The organism is Streptomyces maremycinicus (assembly GCF_001184025.1).
Taxonomy (GTDB): Bacteria; Actinomycetota; Actinomycetes; order Streptomycetales; family Streptomycetaceae; genus Streptomyces; species Streptomyces maremycinicus.
The window spans coordinates 441,694-461,553 of sequence record NZ_BBYG01000015.1; the positions used below are offsets into that span (position 1 = coordinate 441,694).

General features: G+C 73.4%; 15 protein-coding genes and 1 pseudogene. 13 read left to right on the forward strand and 3 right to left on the reverse strand.

Going from position 1 to position 19,860, the window contains the following annotated elements:
• Position 1 precedes the first annotated feature (1 nt).
• The 8 genes from AOQ37_RS22730 to mug all read left to right on the forward strand — a co-directional run bounded on the left by AOQ37_RS22730 (position 2) and on the right by mug (position 9,906).
• Positions 2-2,569: an ABC transporter permease gene (locus AOQ37_RS22730; RefSeq protein ID WP_062646441.1), complete on the forward strand. Its 2,568-nt coding sequence runs from the start codon at positions 2-4 to the stop codon at positions 2,567-2,569.
• 86 nt (positions 2,570-2,655) lie between these two features.
• Positions 2,656-3,528 carry a TIGR03621 family F420-dependent LLM class oxidoreductase gene (locus AOQ37_RS22735; protein ID WP_062646442.1) on the forward strand — a complete coding sequence of 291 codons (873 nt, stop codon included), beginning with the start codon at positions 2,656-2,658 and terminating at the stop codon, positions 3,526-3,528.
• Between the two features lie 236 nt (positions 3,529-3,764).
• Positions 3,765-4,190, forward strand: coding sequence for a GNAT family N-acetyltransferase (locus AOQ37_RS22740; protein WP_062646443.1), 426 nt, complete (start codon positions 3,765-3,767; stop codon positions 4,188-4,190).
• Positions 4,191-4,402: 212 nt separating this feature from the next.
• Entirely contained in the window at positions 4,403-5,743 is a 1,341-nt protein-coding gene (locus tag AOQ37_RS22745) for a hemolysin family protein (RefSeq protein WP_062646444.1), read from the forward strand.
• On the forward strand, positions 5,740-6,771 hold the full coding sequence (locus AOQ37_RS22750; protein ID WP_062646445.1) for a hemolysin family protein: 1,032 nt from the start codon (positions 5,740-5,742) through the stop codon (positions 6,769-6,771). The genes AOQ37_RS22745 and AOQ37_RS22750 overlap by 4 nt, the downstream gene beginning before the upstream one ends.
• Positions 6,772-7,038: 267 nt before the next feature.
• Positions 7,039-7,818, forward strand: a complete 780-nt coding sequence (locus AOQ37_RS22755; protein WP_062646446.1) for an SGNH/GDSL hydrolase family protein — start codon at positions 7,039-7,041, stop codon at positions 7,816-7,818.
• Between the two features lie 103 nt (positions 7,819-7,921).
• Entirely contained in the window at positions 7,922-9,364 is a 1,443-nt protein-coding gene (gene purB / locus AOQ37_RS22760) for an adenylosuccinate lyase (protein ID WP_062646447.1), read from the forward strand.
• The gene (gene mug / locus AOQ37_RS22765) at positions 9,361-9,906 is read left to right on the forward strand and encodes a G/U mismatch-specific DNA glycosylase (protein ID WP_078890310.1); all 546 of its coding nucleotides are present in this window, start codon (positions 9,361-9,363) and stop codon (positions 9,904-9,906) included. Before purB ends, mug begins: the two co-directional genes overlap by 4 nt.
• Positions 9,907-9,912: 6 nt before the next feature.
• Here the strand turns inward: mug and AOQ37_RS22770 are convergent, their stop codons facing one another.
• Complete coding sequence (locus AOQ37_RS22770) at positions 9,913-10,323, reverse strand: hypothetical protein (protein WP_062646586.1); 411 nt, start codon at positions 10,321-10,323, stop codon at positions 9,913-9,915.
• Positions 10,324-10,522: 199 nt separating this feature from the next.
• Here AOQ37_RS22770 and AOQ37_RS22775 point away from each other — a divergent pair, with 199 nt between their 5' ends.
• Positions 10,523-11,680, forward strand: coding sequence for an ROK family transcriptional regulator (locus AOQ37_RS22775; RefSeq protein WP_062646449.1), 1,158 nt, complete (start codon positions 10,523-10,525; stop codon positions 11,678-11,680).
• 213 nt (positions 11,681-11,893) lie between these two features.
• On the opposite strand, the gene AOQ37_RS22780 is transcribed toward AOQ37_RS22775, so the two are convergent.
• Positions 11,894-12,655, reverse strand: a complete 762-nt coding sequence (locus AOQ37_RS22780; protein ID WP_062646450.1) for a GntR family transcriptional regulator — start codon at positions 12,653-12,655, stop codon at positions 11,894-11,896.
• A gap of 457 nt (positions 12,656-13,112) precedes the next feature.
• Here AOQ37_RS22780 and AOQ37_RS22785 point away from each other — a divergent pair, with 457 nt between their 5' ends.
• Positions 13,113-13,943, forward strand: coding sequence for an alpha/beta fold hydrolase (locus AOQ37_RS22785; RefSeq protein ID WP_062646451.1), 831 nt, complete (start codon positions 13,113-13,115; stop codon positions 13,941-13,943).
• 45 nt (positions 13,944-13,988) lie between these two features.
• Here AOQ37_RS22785 and AOQ37_RS38940 read toward each other — a convergent pair.
• A pseudogene (locus AOQ37_RS38940) lies at positions 13,989-14,882 on the reverse strand (EamA family transporter); the annotation flags it as partial.
• Here AOQ37_RS38940 and pdxR point away from each other — a divergent pair.
• From pdxR to AOQ37_RS22805, 3 genes are all read left to right on the forward strand, one after another.
• The gene (gene pdxR, locus AOQ37_RS22795; protein WP_062646453.1) at positions 14,873-16,309 is read left to right on the forward strand and encodes a MocR-like pyridoxine biosynthesis transcription factor PdxR; all 1,437 of its coding nucleotides are present in this window, start codon (positions 14,873-14,875) and stop codon (positions 16,307-16,309) included. The pseudogene AOQ37_RS38940 and the gene pdxR sit on opposite strands and share 10 nt — an antisense overlap.
• A 199-nt stretch (positions 16,310-16,508) precedes the next feature.
• Positions 16,509-18,095, forward strand: a complete 1,587-nt coding sequence (locus AOQ37_RS22800) for an alkaline phosphatase D family protein (RefSeq protein WP_062646454.1) — start codon at positions 16,509-16,511, stop codon at positions 18,093-18,095.
• Between the two features lie 266 nt (positions 18,096-18,361).
• Positions 18,362-19,738 (forward strand): GNAT family N-acetyltransferase, encoded by a 1,377-nt coding sequence (locus AOQ37_RS22805; protein WP_062646455.1) that lies wholly within the window; start codon positions 18,362-18,364, stop codon positions 19,736-19,738.
• Positions 19,739-19,860 lie beyond the last annotated feature (122 nt).

Here is a 19,860-nt window from a genome sequence, read left to right on the forward strand (position 1 = left end):
GGTGCTGAAAGCCACCCTCCGCAGTTTCCTCGCGCACAAGGGGCGGCTGCTGCTGTCCGCGCTCGCCGTCGTCCTGTCGGTGGCGTTCGTCTCGGGCAGCCTGATCTTCTCCGACACGGTGTCGCGCACCTTCGACCGGCTCTTCGCGTCCACCTCGGCGGATGTGACGGTCGAGCCCGGCGACGACCTGGAGGCGTCCGTGCCGACCGGCGCGGTGCGGACCGTGCCCGCCTCCCTCGCCGCGCGGGTGGCGCGCCTCGAGGGGGTCGCGTCGACCCACGCGGACGTCAGCGTGGAGAACATCACCGTCGTCGACGCCGACAACGCGTCCGTCGGGCCGACCACGGGCGCGCCCACCATCGCCACCGACTGGTACGTCACCGACCGCAGCCCGGTGGAACTGACCTCCGGCCGCGCCCCGCGGGGCGCGGCCGAGGCCATGCTCGACGCCGACACCGCCGACAAGAAGCACGTGGAGATCGGCGACACCCTCACCGTGATGGCCCAGCCGGGCTCGTTCAAGGTGAGGATCGTCGGCATCGCCACCTTCACCACCACCAACCCGGGCGCGGCCCTGGTCTACCTCGACCCCGCGACCGCCGCCGACCAGCTCCTGGGATCGGCGGACAAGGCCACGAGCATCTCCGTCGACGCGGCGCGGGGGGTGAGCGACACGGTCCTCGAACGGCTCGTCGTCGCCGCCGTCGGCGCCGGGGCGTACGACGTGAAGACCGCCGACGAGCAGGCGAAGTCGTCCGCGGAGGCGCTGGGCGGATTCCTCGACGTGATCAAGTACGTGATGCTCGGCTTCGCCGGGATCGCCGTCCTGGTCGGGGTGTTCCTGATCGTCAACACGTTCTCGATGCTGATCGCCCAGCGCACCCGGGAACTGGGCCTGCTGCGTGCCCTGGGCGCCGACCGGCGTCAGGTGCGCCGCTCGGTGCTCACCGAGGCGGTGCTGCTCGGTCTCGTGGGCTCCACCCTCGGGCTCGCCGCCGGTATCGGTCTGGCGGTCGGGCTGATCAAACTCATGAGCGCCTTCGGCATGAACCTCAAGACGACGGAGATGGTGGTCGGCTGGACGACCCCGGTGGTGGCGTACGTCGTCGGCGTCGGCGTCACCTTCGTGGCGGCCTACCTCCCGGCCCGGCGCGCCGCCACCGTGTCGCCGATGGCGGCCCTCGCGGACGCGGACATCGCGGGCGTGGGGCGGCCGCTGAAGGTGCGCGCGGTGGTGGGCGCGGTCGTCGGCGCGCTGGGCGTGGCGGCGCTCGCCGGCTGTGTGAGCTCCTCGGAGACGGCGGCCGCGGCGTCCCTGCTGGGTCTGGGCGTGGTGCTCACGCTCGTCGCCACCGTCATCGCCGGGCCGCTGCTCGTCCGTCCGGTGATCCGCGTGCTCGGCGGCGCCTTCCCCGCGCTGTTCGGCACGGTCGGCCGGATGAGCCAGCGCAACGCCCTGCGCAACCCGCGCCGCACGGGTGCCACGGCGGCCGCGCTGATGGTGGGCCTGGCCCTGGTGGGCGGGATGTCGGTGGCGAGCGCCTCGATGTCCAAGTCCTTCGACCAGCAGATCGACAAGACGCTGGGCGCCGACTTCGTCGTCCAGAACGCCAACTTCACACCGTTCTCCCAGGAGGTCACGGACGCGGTCCGCGGCACCGACGGCGTCGGCCTCGTCGTCCGCCAGCGGTTCGCGCCGCTCGCCGTACGGCTGCCCGACGGCAAGCGCGTCGAGACGACCGCATCCGGTTACGACGACCAGGTCGACGACGTCGCGCACATCACCTACGCGCAGGGCGACACGGCGGCCGCGCTGGCCGACGGCGCCATCGGCATGGACGTCGACTTCGCCCGGGACCACGGCGTACGGCTGGGCAGCGTGCTCCCGGTGGAGTTCCCCGGGAAGCGGACCACGTCGCTGAAGGTCGGCGCGCTCACCGATCAGGACGGCGGCGACGGGTTCGGCATGCAGGGCGGACTGTTCCTCGGGATCGCCGCCGTCGAGAAGTACGTGCCCGGCGGGCAGGACTCCGCGCTGTACGTGAACGCGGCCTCCGGGACGAGCGGCGACCAGTTGCGGCCCCGGCTGGAGAAGACGCTCGACACGTATCCGCAGGTGCAGGCGCGCGACCAGGCCGACTACAAGAAGCTGGTGCACGACCAGATCGCCGTACTGCTCTATCTGGTGTACGCGCTGCTCGGTCTCGCGATCGTCATCGCGGTGCTCGGCGTGGTCAACACCCTGGCGCTGTCGGTGGTGGAGCGGACCCGGGAGATCGGGCTGCTGCGGGCGATCGGGCTGGGCCGGCGGCAGTTGCGCCGGATGATCCGGCTGGAGTCGGTCGTGATCGCGGTGTTCGGCGCGGTGCTGGGGCTCGGGCTCGGGCTGGTGTGGGGCGTGTGCGTACAGCAGGTGCTGGAGCTCCAGGGCATGAAGGCCTTCGCCGTTCCGTGGGGGACGATCGTCGCGGTCGTGGTGGGCTCCGCGGTCGTCGGTGTGGTGGCGGCGCTGCTGCCCGCGTTGCGCGCGTCCCGGATGAACGTGCTGGCCGCGATCGCGCACGAGTGACGCGGGCACGGACTCGAGTCGCTTACTACTCAAGAGTGCTGAAATCGGATGCGCACGCCGATGTCGCCTTCCACCGAGGAGAGCTCATGCCGCGTCCGTTCCGTTTCGGCGTAAACATGATGACCGCCGCTCCCGCAGAGGAGTGGGGCGCCAAGTGCCGCCGGGCCGAGGAGCTCGGTTACGACGTGATCCTGGTCCCCGACCATCTCTGCATGGTCGCTCCGTTCCCGGCGCTGATCGCGGCCGCCGCGGCGACGGAGCGGCCACGGCTCGGCACCTTCGTGCTCAACGCGGGGTTGTGGAACCCGACCATGCTCGCCCGCGAGGTCGCGACCACCTACGCCCTGACCGGCGGCCGTCTCGAACTCGGGCTCGGCACCGGCTATGTGCAGGAGGAGCACGAGGCGGCCGGTCTGCCGTACCGCCCGCCGGGCGAGCGCGTGGACCATCTGGAGCACATGGTGAAGGAGCTGAACCGGCTCCTCGACACGCTCGACCCCCGGCCGCCGGTGCCGCTGCTGATCGGCGGCAACGGCGACCGGATGCTGGCCCTGATCGCCGAGCACGCGGACATCGCGGCCTTCACCGGAGGGCGTTCGGTGCCGGGGAGCAAGGCGGGGCAGATGGTGCCGATCTCTCCCGAGGAACTCGACGAGCGGGTGGCCAGGTACCGGCGGCTGGCGTCGGGCCGCGAGGAGCCGGCCGAGCTCAACCTGCTGGTGCCGATGGTGACCGTCACCGAGGACCGCGAGGCCGGACTCCGGCCGCTCGTCGACCACCTGCCGGACCTGACCATGGAGCAGGCGCTGGAACTGCCCATGACCCTGGTCGGCACCCTGGACCAGATCACCGCGCAGCTGCGGGCGCAGCGCGAGCGGTACGGGTTCTCGTACCTGACCGTCATGGAACCGGAGATGGAGGCGTTCGCTCCGGTGATCGCCGAGCTGCGCGGCGAGTAGCGGTACGGGCCCGGACGCCTGGCTCCCGGACGACTGGAAAGCCGAAGGGCCGGAGGGCCGGAGGGCCGGCCGTCCGGCCCTCCGGACGGCCGGAAGCCGACGGGCTGGACGCCTGGCCGTCCGGCCCCCGGACGGCTGGAGGGCCGGAGGGCCGGCGTCGGCCCGCCCGGCCGCCCGGCCGTCCGCATGGTGGAAATCCGCGTTCCGGCCGGTTTCCCGCGTGGTGGGATCGGCCCATGACTGATCTGCGGATACGGGCCGCCGGCCCGGAGGACCTGGACACCGTGCTGGCCTTCTGGAAGACCTCCGCCGAGGGCACGAGCATCAGCGACGACCGCAGCGGGGTGGAGCGGCTCGTCGCGCGCGATCCGGGGGCGCTGATCCTGGCCGAACGGGACGGCGAGCTGGCCGGGACGGTGATCGCCGGGTTCGACGGATGGCGGTGCCATCTGTACCGGCTGGCGGTGCACCCGGAGCGCCGCAGGCAGGGCATCGCATCGGCGCTGCTGGCCGCCGCGGAGGAGCGGTTCGTGCGGCTGGGCGGGCGCCGCGGGGACGCGATGGTGCTCACCCGTAACGAAACGGCGCATCATGCCTGGCGCGCGGCGGGGTACGCGCCGGAAGAGAAGTGGCGGCGCTGGGTGAAGCCACTGACCGACTGACCGGAGCCCGAAAGGGCAGTTTTGCTGATCCTTTACCATTGGGGGACTGTGCGGACGTTCCGCGCGGTCCCCCGATGACTTCACGAAAGGTGTGAGCGTCCGCCCATGGGCGAGCCTCCCAGTACCCCCGCGGCCTCCACGGCCCCCGCGATCCCCACGCGACATCGCGCGTGCCTCTCCGCCCTGTCCGACCATGGGACGGAGGTGACCCGATGACCGAAGTCCTGCTCCTCCTGGTGGCGATCCTGCTGTCACTCGCGTGCGGCGCCTTCGTCGCCGCCGAGTTCTCGCTGACCACCGTCGAGCGCAGCGAACTGGAACGGGCGGTGGAGCGCGGCGAGCGCGGCGCGCCCGGAGCGCTCAAGGCCGTGAAGAACCTCACCTTCCAGCTCTCCGGCGCCCAGCTCGGCATCACCGTCACCAACCTCGTCGTCGGCATGCTCGCCGAGCCGTCGATCGCCGCGCTGATCGCCGGGCCGCTGGAGTCGATCGGCCTGTCGAGCGGCACGTCCAGCTCCGTCGCGCTGGTGCTGGGCACGGCCCTGTCGACCGTGTTCCTGATGGTCGTCGGCGAACTCGTGCCCAAGAACTGGGCGATCTCCTCCCCGCTGGCGGTCGCCAAGCGCGTGGGCAACGCGCAGCGCTGGTTCAGCGCCGCCTTCCGGCCCTTCATCACCCATCTCAACAACACCGCGAACCGCATCGTGCGCCGCTTCGGCGTGGAGCCCACCGAGGAACTCGCCGCCGCACGCGGCCCCCAGGAGCTCGCCGCCCTGGCCCGGCACTCCGCGAAGGAGGGTGCCCTGGAGCCGGACACCGCGGAACTGTTCGTGCGCACGCTGAACCTGGCCGACCTGACCGCGGAGAACGTGATGACCCCGCGCGTCCAGGTCATCGCCCTCGAAGCGGCGGCGACCTGCGAGGACGTGGCGAACGCGACCCGGGCCACGGGCCTGTCGAGGTTCCCGGTGTACCGCGGGAACCTCGACTCGGTGGTCGGCACCGCGCACATCAAGGACGTGCTGGCGATCCCGGCGGAGCGCCGCACACGCGTGCCCGTCTCGGAGCTCATGCGTGAGCCGCTCCTCGTGCCCGAGTCCCTGACCGTGGACCGGCTGCTGGACCGGCTGTCCGGCAAGCGCACGATGGCCGTGGTCATCGACGAGTACGGCGGCACGGCGGGCGTGGCGACCCTGGAGGACATCGTCGAGGAGGTGGTCGGCGAGGTCCGCGACGAGCACGACCCGCACGAGACCTCCGACCTGGCCGCCGCGGGCAAGGACGACGAGGGCCGCGCGCTCTACTCGGCCGACGGCGCCGCCCGCACCGACCAGCTCGCGCGCGTGGGCCTGCACGCCCCCGAGGGGCCGTACGAGACGCTCGCCGGGCTGCTCGCCACCGAGCTGGGCCGGATACCGGCCGTCGGCGACACGGTGGAGGTCGCGGGCTGGCGCATGGACGTCGTGGACGCCTCCGGGCGACGGGCCGCGCGCGTGCTGCTGCACGCGCCGCTCGCCCCGTCCGAGGGCTTCGAACAGGAGGCCGGGAAGTGACCGCCGTCCAGTTGCTGATCGCACTGGCGACCCTCGTCGTCAACGCGTTCTTCGTCGGCGCCGAGTTCGCGCTGATCTCCGTACGCCGCTCCCAGATCGAGCAGTACCTCGAAGGCGACGCGAAGGGCGCCCAGGGCGACCGGCGCGCCAAGAGCGTGCTGTGGGGACTCCAGCACGTGTCCGCCCTGATGGCGGCCGCCCAGCTCGGCATCACGCTGTGCACGCTGGTTCTCGGTGTGGTCGCCGAACCCGCCATCGCGCACCTGCTGGAACCGGTGTTCCACGCGGTGGGCGTGCCGGAGGGCGCGGGGCACGCGGTGTCCTTCGTGATCGCGCTGGCGGTGGCGACCTATCTGCACATGCTGCTCGGCGAGATGGTGCCGAAGAACATCGCGCTCGCGGAGCCGGTGCGCAGCGCGCTGCTGCTAGGACCGCCGCTCGTCACGCTCGCCCGGGCGCTGCGTCCGGTGATCTTCGCGATCAACGCCTTCGCGAACGCCCTGCTGAAGCTGATGCGGATCGAGACCAAGGACGAGGTCGCCGCGGCCTTCTCGGACGCCCAGCTCGCCCAGATCGTCAAGGACGCGGGCGAGGCGGGTCTCATCGACGACCGCGCCCTGGAGCGGCTGCACGACGCCCTGGAGCTGGGCCGGCGGCCGGTGCGGGATGTCGTCCTGCCGCTGGAACGGGTCGTCTACGCGCGCGTGGGCGTCACCGCGGAGGAACTGGAGCGGCTGGCGGCCGAGTCCGGGTTCTCCCGGTTCCCCGTGGTGGACGAGGGGCGCCGGATCGTCGGATACCTGCATGTGAAGGACGCGCTGGACGCCTCGCCGCGCGACACCGCGTTCCGGCTGGGCGACATGCGGCCCATCGCGCGGGTGCGGGAGGCGACTCCGCTGGACGACGTCCTGACCGCGATGCGGGGCAGCCGTACGCATCTGGCGGCCGTGCTCGGCTCCGACGGGCGGCTGTCCGGTCTGGTGACCATGGAGGACGTCCTGCGGGAGCTGTTCGGACAGCGGGCGTGAGGACGCGCACGGGTAAGGGGTGACCGGGAGGACCGGGGGTGGCCCGGGCGCCCGAAATGGTTGGTCCGGGCGACCGGGGTGACCGGGGTGGCCGAGGTGACCCGGTGGTCCGGGCGACCGGGGTGGCCGAGGCGGTCCGGGTGGCCGGGCTGGCCGAGGTGACCGGTGGCCCCCTTGACCCCGGTGACCGGGGTGGTGCCGGGTGACCGGGATCGCCCCGGGTGACCGACCGCCGGGTATGCGACTCGGGCTACCATCTATGTCGCCATGCAGACGAACCCCACACACACCAGCCTGGTCGCGCTCGGCGACTCCTTCACCGAGGGCATGTCGGACCTGCTGCCCGACGGCTCCTACCGAGGCTGGGCGGACCTCCTCGCCGCGCGGATGGCCGCCCGCACCCCCGGCTTCCGCTACGCCAACCTGGCGGTGCGCGGCAAGCTGATCGGGCAGATCGTCGAGGAGCAGGTTCCGTTGGCGACCGCGATGGGCGCCGACGTGATCACCCTGGTCGGCGGCCTCAACGACACCCTGCGCCCCAAGTGCGACATGGGCCGGGTGAAGGGCCTGCTGACGGAGGCCGTGGAGCGGCTCACCCCCGCCTGCAAGGAACTGGTCCTGATGCGCAGCCCCGGCCGGCAGGGACCGGTCCTGGAGCGGTTCAGGCCGCGCATGGAGGAGCTGTTCGCGCATGTCGAGGAGCTGGCGGAGCGGCACGGCGCGATCGTCGTCGACCTGTACGGCGCGCCGTCCCTCGCGGACCCGCGCATGTGGGACGTCGACCGGCTGCACCTGACGGCCGAGGGGCACCGCCGGGTCGCGGAGGCGGTCTGGCAGCGCCTCGGGCACGATCCCGAGGACGCCGAGTGGCACCTGCCGATGCCGGCGACCCTGCCTCCGGGCTGGGCCGCCCGCCGGGTGGCGGACGCGCGGTTCGCCCGGCAGTACCTCCTGCCCTGGATAGGCCGCCGCCTGACCGGCCGGTCCTCCGGGGACGGCCTCCCGCCGAAGCGGCCCGACCTGTCGCCGTACGAGGGCCAGGCGTAGGCGTTCACGCGCGCCCACGCCGCGCCGTGACGCCGGTCTCGTAGGATCCGCCGAACGGCACCGTGGCGCTGGCCTGCACGAACCGCCAGTAGAATCCCTTTACGTGACTTCCGCTCCCGCCAAGCCCCGCATCCCCAACGTCCTCGCCGGACGATACGCCTCCGCCGAGCTCGCCACGCTCTGGTCGCCCGAGCAGAAGGTGAAGCTGGAGCGTCAGCTCTGGCTCGCCGTGCTGCGGGCGCAGAAGGACCTCGGGATCGAGGTCCCGGACGCGGCGATCACCGACTACGAGCGTGTCCTCGACACCGTCGACCTGGCCTCCATCGCCGAGCGCGAGAAGGTCACCCGGCACGACGTCAAGGCCCGGATCGAGGAGTTCAACGACCTCGCCGGCCATGAGCAGGTCCACAAGGGCATGACGTCCCGCGACCTGACGGAGAACGTCGAGCAGCTCCAGATCCGGCTCTCGCTGGAACTCGTCCGCGACCGCACGGTGGCCGTGCTGGCGCGTCTCGGCAAGCTGGCCGGTGAGTACGGCGAGCTGGTCATGGCCGGGCGCTCCCACAACGTGGCCGCCCAGGCCACGACGCTCGGCAAGCGGTTCGCGACCGCCGCCGACGAGCTGCTCGTCGCGTACGGCCGGGTCGAGGAGCTGCTCGGGCGTTACCCGCTGCGCGGCATCAAGGGCCCGGTCGGCACCGCCCAGGACATGCTCGACCTGCTCGGGGGCGACGCCGCCAAGCTCAGCGAGCTGGAGGACCGGATCGCCGGCCACCTGGGCTTCTCCCAGGCGTTCACGTCCGTCGGCCAGGTCTACCCGCGCTCGCTGGACTACGAGGTCGTCACCGCGCTGGTGCAGCTCGCGGCGGCCCCCTCCTCGCTGGCGAAGACGATCCGGCTGATGGCCGGGCACGAGCTGGTGACCGAGGGGTTCAAGCCCGGCCAGGTCGGCTCCTCGGCGATGCCGCACAAGATGAACACCCGCTCCTGCGAGCGCGTCAACGGCCTGATGGTCATCCTGCGCGGCTACGCGTCGATGACCGGCGAGCTGGCGGGCGACCAGTGGAACGAGGGCGACGTGTCCTGCTCGGTGGTGCGCCGGGTCGCTCTGCCGGACGCCTTCTTCGCGCTCGACGGCCTGCTGGAGACGTTCCTGACGGTCCTCGACGAGTTCGGCGCCTTCCCGGCGGTCGTCGCCCGGGAGCTGGACCGCTACCTGCCGTTCCTCGCCACCACCAAGGTGCTGATGGGCGCGGTGCGCGCCGGTGTCGGCCGTGAGGTCGCGCACGAGGCGATCAAGGAGAACGCCGTCGCCTCGGCGCTGGCCATGCGCGAGCGGGGTGCCGAGCGCAACGAGCTGCTCGACAAGCTGGCCGCCGACGAGCGGCTCCCGCTCGACCGTGCCCGGCTCGACGCTCTGATGGCGGACAAGCTGTCCTTCACCGGCGCCGCGGCCGCCCAGGTGACCACGGTCGTCGGCCGGATCGAGGAGATCGTGAAGCAGCGCCCGGAGGCCGCCGGCTACACCCCCGGAGCGATCCTCTGACCCGCTTCACCCGCGCGGAGCTCGAGGCCGCCCGCGACCGTCCGGTACCGGACGTCGTCGCGGGCGGCCTGCGCGTGCTGTTCTGCGGCATCAACCCGGGGCTGATGACGGCGGCGACCGGCCACCACTTCGCCCGCCCGGGCAACCGCTTCTGGCCGGTGCTGCACCTGTCCGGCTTCACGCCGCGGCAGCTGAAGCCGGCGGAGCAGCGGGAGCTGCTGTCCTACGGGCTCGGCATCACCAACGTGGTGGCGCGGGCGACCGCGCGGGCCGACGAGCTGACGGCCCTGGAGTACCGGGAAGGCGGCAGACTGCTGGCGGAGAAGGTGACCCGGCTGAGGCCCCGCTGGCTGGCGGTGGTGGGCGTGACCGCCTACCGGGCGGCCTTCGACGACCGCAAGGCGGCGGTGGGACCGCAGGAGCGGGTCTTCGGGGACACCCGCGTGTGGGTGCTGCCGAACCCCAGCGGGCTGAACGCGCACTGGACCGCGGCGACGATGGCGGAGGAGTTCGCCCGGCTGCGGGTGGCGGCGCGGGACTGACCCCGGTCAGGGCGGGTCGTTCTCCGTCACGACCAGGAGGAGCTGGAACGGCAGTTCCCTGTCCCACTGGGAAACGCCCAGGGCTATCCAGCGTGCCGTTCCCGGCAACCGCCACAGGTGGAGGTCCGGCACGTGCGCGCTGAGCGAGGCCCAGGGCTCCGGTATCTCCTCCCCCTCCATCGAGGACTCGAGCGTGCTCGCCAGGCTGACCAGGTGAGGTGCACCCCAGCGGTCGGTCAGCCGCTCCGACAGAGCGTCCCGGTCGGCGTCGTACTGGTCCTCCGTCTCCTCCCACCCGGTGCCGTCGTCCTCGTGGAAGTCGCGGCTGGTCTCCAGCTCGGCGACGAGATACCCCTCCTCGGGGACCTCCCGGACGCACAGCAGGTCGACGGTGGCGAGGCCGCGCGCGATGTCCATGGCGTCCAGTAAACCCGCCCCCACTGACAATTGGCGGCCCGTCAGCACTCCGTCCCGGCCGCGGATCGGGCGCCGCGACCCCGGCCGTCCGGCGGACGACGGGCGCGGCCGTTGGTTGCGGTACGGATTCGACACTCGCCGGGGTCCGCCGCGCCGAGTACGATCCGCCCAACACGCGCACGAGCTGGAAGGACGGACGTTGGGGCAGCTGACCGGCGGGGATCCCTCGCTGCTGCGAAGGATCAATTCCGCGGTGGTGCTGCACGCGCTGCGTGCCGCGGACTGCGCGACGCTCACGGAGATCACCCGCGTGACGGGCCTGTCCCGGCCGACCGTCGAGGGGGTCGTCGAGGACCTCATCGGCGCCGGGCTCGTCGTCGAGAAGGCGGCCGACGAGAGTATCGCCCGACGGCAGGGGCGGCCCGCGCGGCGGTTCCGGTTCCGGGCGGAGGCCGGTCATCTGCTGGGCCTGGAGATCGGCTCGCACCGGGTGGCCGCGCTGCTGGCCGACCTGGACGGCCGGGTGCTGGGCGCGCAGGCCAAGGAGGTCGACGAGGCGGCACCGGCGGACGAACGGCTGGAGCGGCTGCGTACGGCCGTCGCCGAGCTGCTGCGCCGGGCGGGCGTCCCGCGCAGCTCGCTGCGGGCCGTGGGGGTCGGCACGCCCGGGATCGTGGAGGCGGACGGGACCGTGCGGCTGAGCACCGCGCTGCCGGAGTGGACGGGGCTGCGGCTCGGCGAGCGGCTGAGCCGTTCCTTCAAGTGCCCGGTGCTGGTGGAGAACGACGCCAACGCGGCGGCCGTGGCCGAGCACTGGAAGGGGTCGGCCACCGAGTCCGACGACATCGTCTTCGTGCTCGCCGGGCTGAGCCCGGGTGCCGGCTCGCTGATCGGCGGCCGGCTGCACCGGGGGTACGGCGGGGCGGCCGGGGAGATCGGCGCGCTGCATCTGCTGGGCCGGGAGGTCACGCCGGAGACGCTGCTGTCGATGACGGACGAGCCGCTGCATCCGCTCGACGAGCAGGCGGTCGCCGCGGTGTTCGCGCAGGCCCGCGAGGGCGACCAGCAGGCCAGGGCGGCGGTGGACCGCTTCATCCAGCGACTCGTCCACGACGTGGCCGCGCTGGTCCTGGCGCTCGATCCGGAACTGGTCGTGGTGGGCGGCTGGGCGGCCGGTCTGGACGGTGTCCTGGAGCCGCTGCGCAACGAGTTGGCGCGCTACTGCCTGCGCCCGCCGAGGGTGGCCCTGTCGATGCTCGGTGAGGCGGCGGTGGCGACGGGCGCGCTGCGGCTGGCCCTCGACCATGTCGAGGAGCAACTGTTCGCGGTCGAGGGCACGGTGACCGCGCGGAGGTGACGGCGCGGAGGTGACGGCGGGCGCGTGACCGGGCGTGCGTGACCAGGCGTGCGTGACCAGGCGTGCGTGACCAGGCGTGCGTGACCAGGCGTCAGAGGTGGAACGCGTCGTGCCCCGGTGGGGTTGCGGGGCACGGTGTCGGGGGCCGCGCGGTGGCCGGACGCAGGCTGTTCAGGGAGCCTGCGTCCGGCCGGTCCGCGGTGGCCGGGGTGTTCAGGAGGCCTGGCGCTCCGGCCCGTGGTGTATCTCCACGCCGCCGGACGCGCCGAACGTCAGTCGGCAGGTGTCCGCGCGGTAGGTCGCGACGGAGAGCGCCGCGGTGCGTCCCTCGGCGAAGAAGCGGGTGGTGACGACGAGGACGGGGGCGCCGGGGAGCCGGTCGAGTTCCCGGGCGTCGTCCGCGCGGGCCGAGCCCAGCTCCACGGCGCGGTCCTGGCCCTCCAGTTCGAGGCGCTGGAGCTCCCGCAGCACCGCACGCGCGCGTGCGGCCTCGGACGGGGTGTCGATCGCCGTGAGGTCGGGCACCGAGGTCACGGGGACGTAGAGCAGTTCGGCGGCGACGGGCTGGCCGTGCGAGACCCGCGACCGGCGCACGATGTGCACGGCCCGGTCGCGCGGGGTCTCCAGGGCGGTGGCGACGACCGCGGGCGGAGCCGCGAGCGCGCAGTCGACGGTCTGCCAGCCGTCGTCGCCCGTGCCCGGCCAGACCTGCTCGTCGCCGCCGACGGCGACGCCCATGCGCGGCGGCGCGACGGTGGTGCCGACCCCCCGGCGGCGCTGGAGTCGGCCTTCCAGTTCGAGCTGCTCCAGTGCCTGGCGGAGCGTGGCACGGGCGACGCCGAAACGGGCGGCCAGGTCACGTTCGTTGGGCAGGATCTCGCCGACGGTGAATTCCGAGTCGAGTGCCTCGCTGAGCACGGTCTTGAGATGCCAGTACTTCGGTTCCGGTACCGATTCCAGCTGCGTGGTCCCCACCCTGTCCTCCGCAATCGCCGTGGTCCGGCGGCGTTTTTTCGCGCCCTTGTTTATTAAAGGTTGTTGTACTTCTCAGCGACGATAGGGCGGCCCCCACCCTTGGTCAAGACCAATCCTCGATCCCTCCGGAGGCCGACAGGCGTCCGACAGAAAAGCGTTCACGGGGCGTTCGTACGGGGGCGTTTTCGTGACACTCCGGCAACGTCCGCTCAGCAAAGGGCCCCTGCGACGGAGGGGACGCGCGGTCCGTCCCGGGGGCTACCCGTCGGTAGCCGTTGCTGACAAGCTGTCTACAGCGTCCGATCGGTCCGTCTCCCGGTCCACGGCCCGTCCGCCGCCCGTGCATGGCCCGTCCGCGGCCCGTGCATGGCCCGTCCGCGGCCCGTCCGCCGTCGGTCCGCGGTCCGGTCCAGTCCAGTCCAGTCCAGTCCCGTCACGTCCAGTCGAGGAGCTCCCGATGTCCGCCACCGTCTCCTTCACGGTCCCCTCCCCCAGCGGGCCGGTGCCCGTCACCGTGTCCTACGCGCGCGTGGGCCGGGGCGAACCGCTGCTCCTGCTGCACGGCATCGGACACCACCGGCAGGCCTGGGACCCGGTGGTGGACATCCTGGCCACCGAGCGCGAGGTCATCGCCGTGGACCTGCCCGGCTTCGGCGTGTCCCCGCCGCTGCCGGACGGGCTGGCCTACGACCTGCCCACGACGGCCGCCGTGTTCACCGCCTTCTGCGAGGCGCTGGAGCTCGACCGGCCCCATGTCGCGGGCAACTCCCTCGGTGGCCTGCTCGCCCTGGAGCTGGGCCGCGAGAAGGTCGTACGGTCCGTCACCGCCCTGTCGCCCGCCGGGTTCTGGTCACAGGCCGAGCGGCGCTACGCCTTCGGCGTGCTCCTCACCATGCGGCGGCTCGCGCGCCGCATGCCGCCGCCCCTCGTCGAGCGGATGGCCCGCACGGCGGCCGGCCGTACGGCCCTCACCAGCACCATCTACGCCCGCCCGAGCCGGCGTTCACCCGAGGCCGTGGTCGCCGAGACGCTGGCCCTGGCCCGGGCCACCGGGTTCGACCAGACGCTGCGGGCCGGCATCTCGGTGCGGTTCACCGACGACCTGCCCGGAGTGCCTGTCACGGTCGGCTGGGGCACCCGCGACCGGCTGCTGGTGCGCCGCCAGGGCGTCCGGGCCAAGCGGGTCATCCCCGGCGCCCGCCTGGTGCGACTGCCCGGTTGCGGTCACGTCCCGATGAACGACGACCCGGCGCTCGTCGCGCGGGTGATCCTCGACGGCAGCCGCTGAGGTCCCGGGGGCGCGCCGCCACACCCCGGCGCCCAGGGCGACTCCGGCCCCGACGAGGGCGCTCCCCACGGCCTGGGCGGGGCCGTAGGAGCCCGCTCCGACGAGGGGGGCGGTACAGGCGGCCGCCACAGGGATGAGCCCGGAGAAGAGCGTGGCGCGCTCCGCGCCGATCCGCTGCATGCCCGTGTACCAGCACACGAAGCCGACGACGGTGACGACGGCCGCCTGCCACAGCAGCGCGGCCGCCTCCGCGCCGTCCGGGCGCCGCAGCCACGCGCCGCCGTCGAGCAGCAGTCCGCTCGCGGCGGCCTCGGCGGCGGCGATCCCGCACACCGCGGCGGACAGCAGCCGTGGACCCAGCACCCGCAGGACGGGCACGGCCAGGACCGCGAAGCCGACCTCCCCGGCGAGCGCGCAGACGGAGTACGCGATGCCCGCGCCGTCCGTCCGGCCCCAGCCCTGCACCGTGGACGCGCCGACGGCGACCAGCGACGCCCCGGTCAGCACCGGACGGCGGGGCCGGCGCCCCGCCAGCAGCGGGACGAGCACCGCCACCACGACGGGCGCGCAGCCCACGAGGACGCCGGGGACGGCGGGTTCCGCCGAGCGTTCGGCGGCCAGCACGGCCACGTTGAAGCCGACCATCCCGACGGCCGCGAGCAGCGCCAGGCGCAGCCACAGCCGGAGGGTGAGCGCGCGCAGCCGACCCCCGGCCCCCGCCCCCACCAGGGGCACGAGCAGCAGCCAGGCGAGGCCGTAGCGCAGGGCCTGGCCGCCCGCGTACGGATAGGCGCCGAGGACGCTGTTGGCGGTGAAGGAGCCTCCGACGAGCAGACAGGCGAGGGCGGCGAGCAGGGACCCGCGCAGGGTGGTCGCGTTCATGAAGGCGACGCTAGGAACGGCGGCGGTCCCGGTTAAGGTCCACTTCCATGACGCCATCGGGGACCAATCCGGGCCCGGAGCCCGGGTCGGCGGCCTGGGAGCTGCTGCTCCCGGCCGCCTCCGCCCCGCCGCGCGCGCGGGGCCGTGCGCTCCGGGCCGCGCTGCGCGACGCGGTCCGCGCGGGGCGGCTCGCGCGGGGCACCCGGCTGCCGTCGAGCCGGGACCTGGCCGCTGATCTGGGCGTCTCGCGCGGGCTGGTGACGGAGGCGTACGAGCAGTTGACGGCGGAGGGCTACCTGCGCAGCGGGCGTGGCGCGGGAACGTGGGTGAGCGGGGCCGTGCGGGCGGCCCGGCCACGCGCGCGTGACCTCGCGCCGCGTCCCGCGGGCGTCCGGGCCGACTTCGTGCCGGGCACCCCGGACCTGTCGCTGTTCCCGCGCGCCGCCTGGGCCGCCGCGCAGCGGAGTGTGCTCGCCGGGCTGCCCCATCACGAACTCGGCTACCCCGACCCGCGCGGACTGCCCCGGCTGCGCACCGCGCTCGCCGAACTGCTCGCCCGCCGCCGGGGCGTGGTCGCCGACCCGGAGCGCCTCGTCGTCGTCTCCGGGGTGGCCCAGGCGACGGCGCTGCTGGGGCTCGCGCTGCACGCGCGCGGGACGGACGCCGTCGGCGTGGAGGATCCGGGGAGCCCGCAGCACGGCGCCCTGTACGCGGCGGCGGGCGTCACCGCCGTTCCGCTGGCGCTCGACGACGAGGGGCTGGCCGTGGAGCCTCTGAGGTCGTCCGGGGTGCGGGCGGTGGTGACGACGCCCGCGCATCAATTCCCCACGGGGATCGCCTACTCCGCGCGGCGGCGCGCCGAACTGCTCGACTGGGCCCGGTCGGTGGACGGCTTCGTCGTCGAGGACGACTACGACGGCGACTTTCGTTACGACCGCGCTCCCGTGGGCGCGCTCCAGGGCCTGGACCCCGAGCGGGTGGCCTACACCGGGTCGGTCAGCAAGTCGCTGGCCCCGGGGCTGCGGCTCGGCTGGCTGCTGGTTCCCGAGGCGCTGGCGGAGGACGTCGTCGAACGCAAGCGGACGATGGACCTCGGCCATCCCACCCTCGACCAGGCGCTGTTCGCCCGGTTCGTGGAGCGCGGCGACTACGACCGTCAGCTGCGCCGCTGCCAGCGGGCCTACCGGGAACGCCGGGACGCCCTGGTGGAGGCGCTCGGGGAGCACTTCCCCGGGGCGCGGGTGTCCGGGATCGCGGCGGGTCTGCATGTCATCGCCGAGTTCCCGGGGCGGTACGGGCCGCAGGAGCGGTTCCTCGCGCGGGCGGCCGCGGCCGGGGTGGCGGTGCGGCCGCTGGCGGAATACGCGCACGCGAGGGTGGGCGGGGACACCCGCCCGCGTCTCGTCCTCGGCTACGCGCAACTGCCGCCCGCGCGGATCAGGGACGGCGTACGTCTGATGGCGGAGGCCGTCGCGGGCGCGTGAGATGGGCGGGCGGCACGGGGGTGGGTGACGTGGGCGGGTGGCACGGGGGTGGGTGACGTGGGCGGGTGGCACGGGCCGCGCGCGTCGGATCCGGTGGAGTGCGCGGCCAGTTGTTCACTTGTGGTTTCCGTGCGCGCTGCGGCGCACCAGTAGTTGTGGCTGTGCACACCGGCCGGTTCCCGCCCCTGGAGGCCCTTCCATGTCACCCAGTCCGTTCCCCGGGCGCCGCAGCGTCCTGCGCGGCTCGCTCGCCGCTTCCGCGGCCCTGACCCTGCCCGCCGCCGTCGGCGCGGCCCCCGCCTTCGCGCTGTCCGGGCGTCCCGGGGCGGGCTGGGGTGTGCAGACCGGGGACGTGACCTCCGACTCCGGTCTGGTGTGGGTGCGCTCGGACCGTCCGGCGCGGATGATCGTCGAGACCGCGGCCACCGAGTCGTTCCGGGGCGCCCGCCGCTGGCACGGACCGCTGCTCGGCTCCGGCACGGACTTCACCGGCACGACCCGGCTGCACGGTCTGCCGGCCGGCGAGCAGATCCACTACCGCGTGCTGCTGGCCGACCCGGACGACCCGCGGCGCACCGGGGAGCCGGTGGCCGGTACCTTCCGCACCGTGTCGCCGAAGCGTCGGCACGGGGTGCGCTTCCTGTGGTCCGGGGACCTCGCGGGCCAGGGCTGGGGCATCAACCCCGAGCTGGGCGGTTACCGCATCTACGACGCGATGGCGAGGCTCGACCCCGACTTCTTCCTGTGCAGCGGTGACAACATCTACGCCGACGGCCCGCTCACGGCGACCCAGGCACTGCCCGACGGCACCCTCTGGCGCAACGTCACCACCGAGGAGAAGTCCAAGGTCGCCGAGACCCTCGCCGAGTTCCGCGGCAACTTCCGCTACAACCTGCTCGACGAGAACCTGCGCCGCTTCAACGCGCAGGTGCCGTCCGTCATCCAGTGGGACGACCACGAGGTCCGCAACAACTGGTACCCGGGCGAGGTGATCGCCGACACCGACGCCCGGTACACGGAGAAGAGCGTCGACGTGCTCGCGGGGCGCGCCCGCAGGGCGTTCAGCGAGTACTTCCCGATCTCGACCCTGCGTCCCGGCGCCGAGGAGGGCCGGGTGCACCGGGTCGTGCGCCACGGGCCGCTGCTGGACGTGTTCGTGCTGGACATGCGGACGTACCGCAACGCCAACTCGCCGGACGACCAGACCGTGGACCCGCAGGGCATCCTCGGCGCCGAGCAGCTGGAGTGGCTGAAGCGGGAGCTCTCCCGGTCGCGCGCGGTGTGGAAGGTGATCGCCGCCGACATGCCGCTCGGACTGGTGGTCCCCGACACCACCGAGGGCAGGGCGAACATCGAGGCCGTCGCGCAGGGCGACCCGGGCGCGCCGCTGGGCCGCGAGCTCCAGATCGCCGAGCTGCTGCGGTACATCAAGCACCGGCGGATCACCGGCACCGTGTGGCTGACGGCCGACGTGCACCACACCTCGGCGCAGCACTACCAGCCCTCGCGGGCCGCGTTCGGCGACTTCGAGCCGTTCTGGGAGTTCGTCTCCGGACCGCTGAACGCGGGAGCCTTCCCGGCCAGCGCGCTGGACGACACGTTCGGTCCGGAGCGGGTGTTCGTGAAGGCGCCGACCGCCTCGAACGTCTCGCCCGCCGGCGGCTACCAGTTCTTCGGCGAGGTCGACATCGACGGCGGCAGCGGGGAGTTGACGGTGCGTCTGCGCGAGCAGGACGGGACCGTGCTGTTCACGAAGGTCCTCCAGCCGGGACGGGTCGGCCAGTAGTCCGCCGTCCCGTACCCTCGGACGCGTGCCGCGCACCGGCGTCATCCCCCGGTGCGCGGCACGGCCGTGCCGCTTTCGTGCCACTTTCCTGCGGCCTCCGTGCGGCCTTCGTGCACGGCGTGAAGGTAGAAGAATTAACAAAACGGGCATTGGGAACCTTTACCCATCAGTCACAAACAGTTCGTGATCACGCAACACCGTTCCTCCACAGTGGCTGCATGACTCGAGACTCCTTCGATGTGACGCGTGCGAAACGCGGACGCCCCGTGCACCACTGGCGACGGGACGTGGTGGAGCTCGCCGCGCTGTTCACCGCCGTCGCGGCGGCCGACGGGGTGGCGAACCTGGTGGGCCACGGTCCCGACGGTCCGGTACTGCTGACCGTCTCGGCGGCCCTGCTCGTCGCCACCGCCGGCTTCCACACCTGGTGGTCACGGCGCCACGGTCACGCGCCGCCCACAGGCGATACCGACGCCCGGCCGCCTTCCCACGAGACGCAGGCCGGGCCGTCCGAACTCCCCTCCGGCGTCGCCGAGGAGAGCGCCCTGTGGCGGATGCGGACGACGGTGAAGGACGCCCCGGGGTCGCTGGCGGCGCTCTGCGCGGCGCTCGCCGGCCACCGGGTGGACATCCTGAGCCTCCAGACCCACCCGCTGGGCGAGCACACCGTGGACGAGTTCCTGCTGCGTGCCCCCGGCGCCCTGGCGGCGGCCGAGATCACCCGGGCCGTGGCACTGGCGGGCGGCAGCGGTACCTGGATCGAGCGGGCCGACGCCCACGACCTGGTGGACGCGCCGACCCGGGTCCTCGGCCTGGCCACCCGCACCGCCCTGGACGCGGCTGAACTACCCTTGGCGCTACGTCAGTTGCTGGGACGCTGCACGATCCGTTCACTCCCCGCCGCACCGGGCGGGAGCGGCCGGGGACCTGAGGGCGTGCCCGTGGAAGGCGTACTGGAGGAGACCGTGATGCGCCTGCGGGCGCCGGAAGGCGGAGTGATCACCGTGGAGCGGCCGTACCTGCCGTTCACCCCGACCGAGTTCGCCCGCGCGCGGGCGCTGGTGGAGCTGGACGCCCGGCTCGGTCCGCGGGTGCCGCGCGGCCAGGACGTGCTGACCCTGCCCGAGGGCAACGCCATCACCGTGCGCCGGGCCGACATCGGTGACCTGGCGGCGGCCAAGGCGATGCACGAGCGGTGCTCCTCGCGCACGCTCGGGATGCGCTACCACGGGCCCGTCGGCGACGCCGACCGCTACCTCAGGCACCTGCTCAGCCCCCGCTTCGGCCGCACTCTTGCCGTGCGAACACCCTCGGGGCGCGTCGTCGGCCTCGGGCACCTGCTGTGGGACGGCGACGAGACGGAGGTCGCCCTGCTGGTCGAGGACCAGTGGCAGCGGCGCGGCATCGGGGCCGAACTGCTCGGCAGGCTGGTGGCGATGGCCGTCGAGGCGGGCTGCGAGAGCGTCTACGCCGTGACGCAGGCCTCCAACACCGGGATGGTGGCCGCCATGCGCGGCCTCGACCTGCCCCTCGACTACCAGATCGAGGAGGGCACCCTGGTCATCACCGCACGGCTGGACGGCGCGGCGGTCCGGGCCCGGGCCGGCTCCGGGCGCCGGGAGGAGCGCGTCTCGCGCGACTGACCCACGCGTCGCGGCGACGCGGATGCGAGCGGGCCGGACGGCCCCGGCGGTACTGCGCCGCCGGGCCGTCCGCGTCGGACCGCCGTCCGCGTCGGGCACCTCCGTCCGGGCCCGGCGGCCCT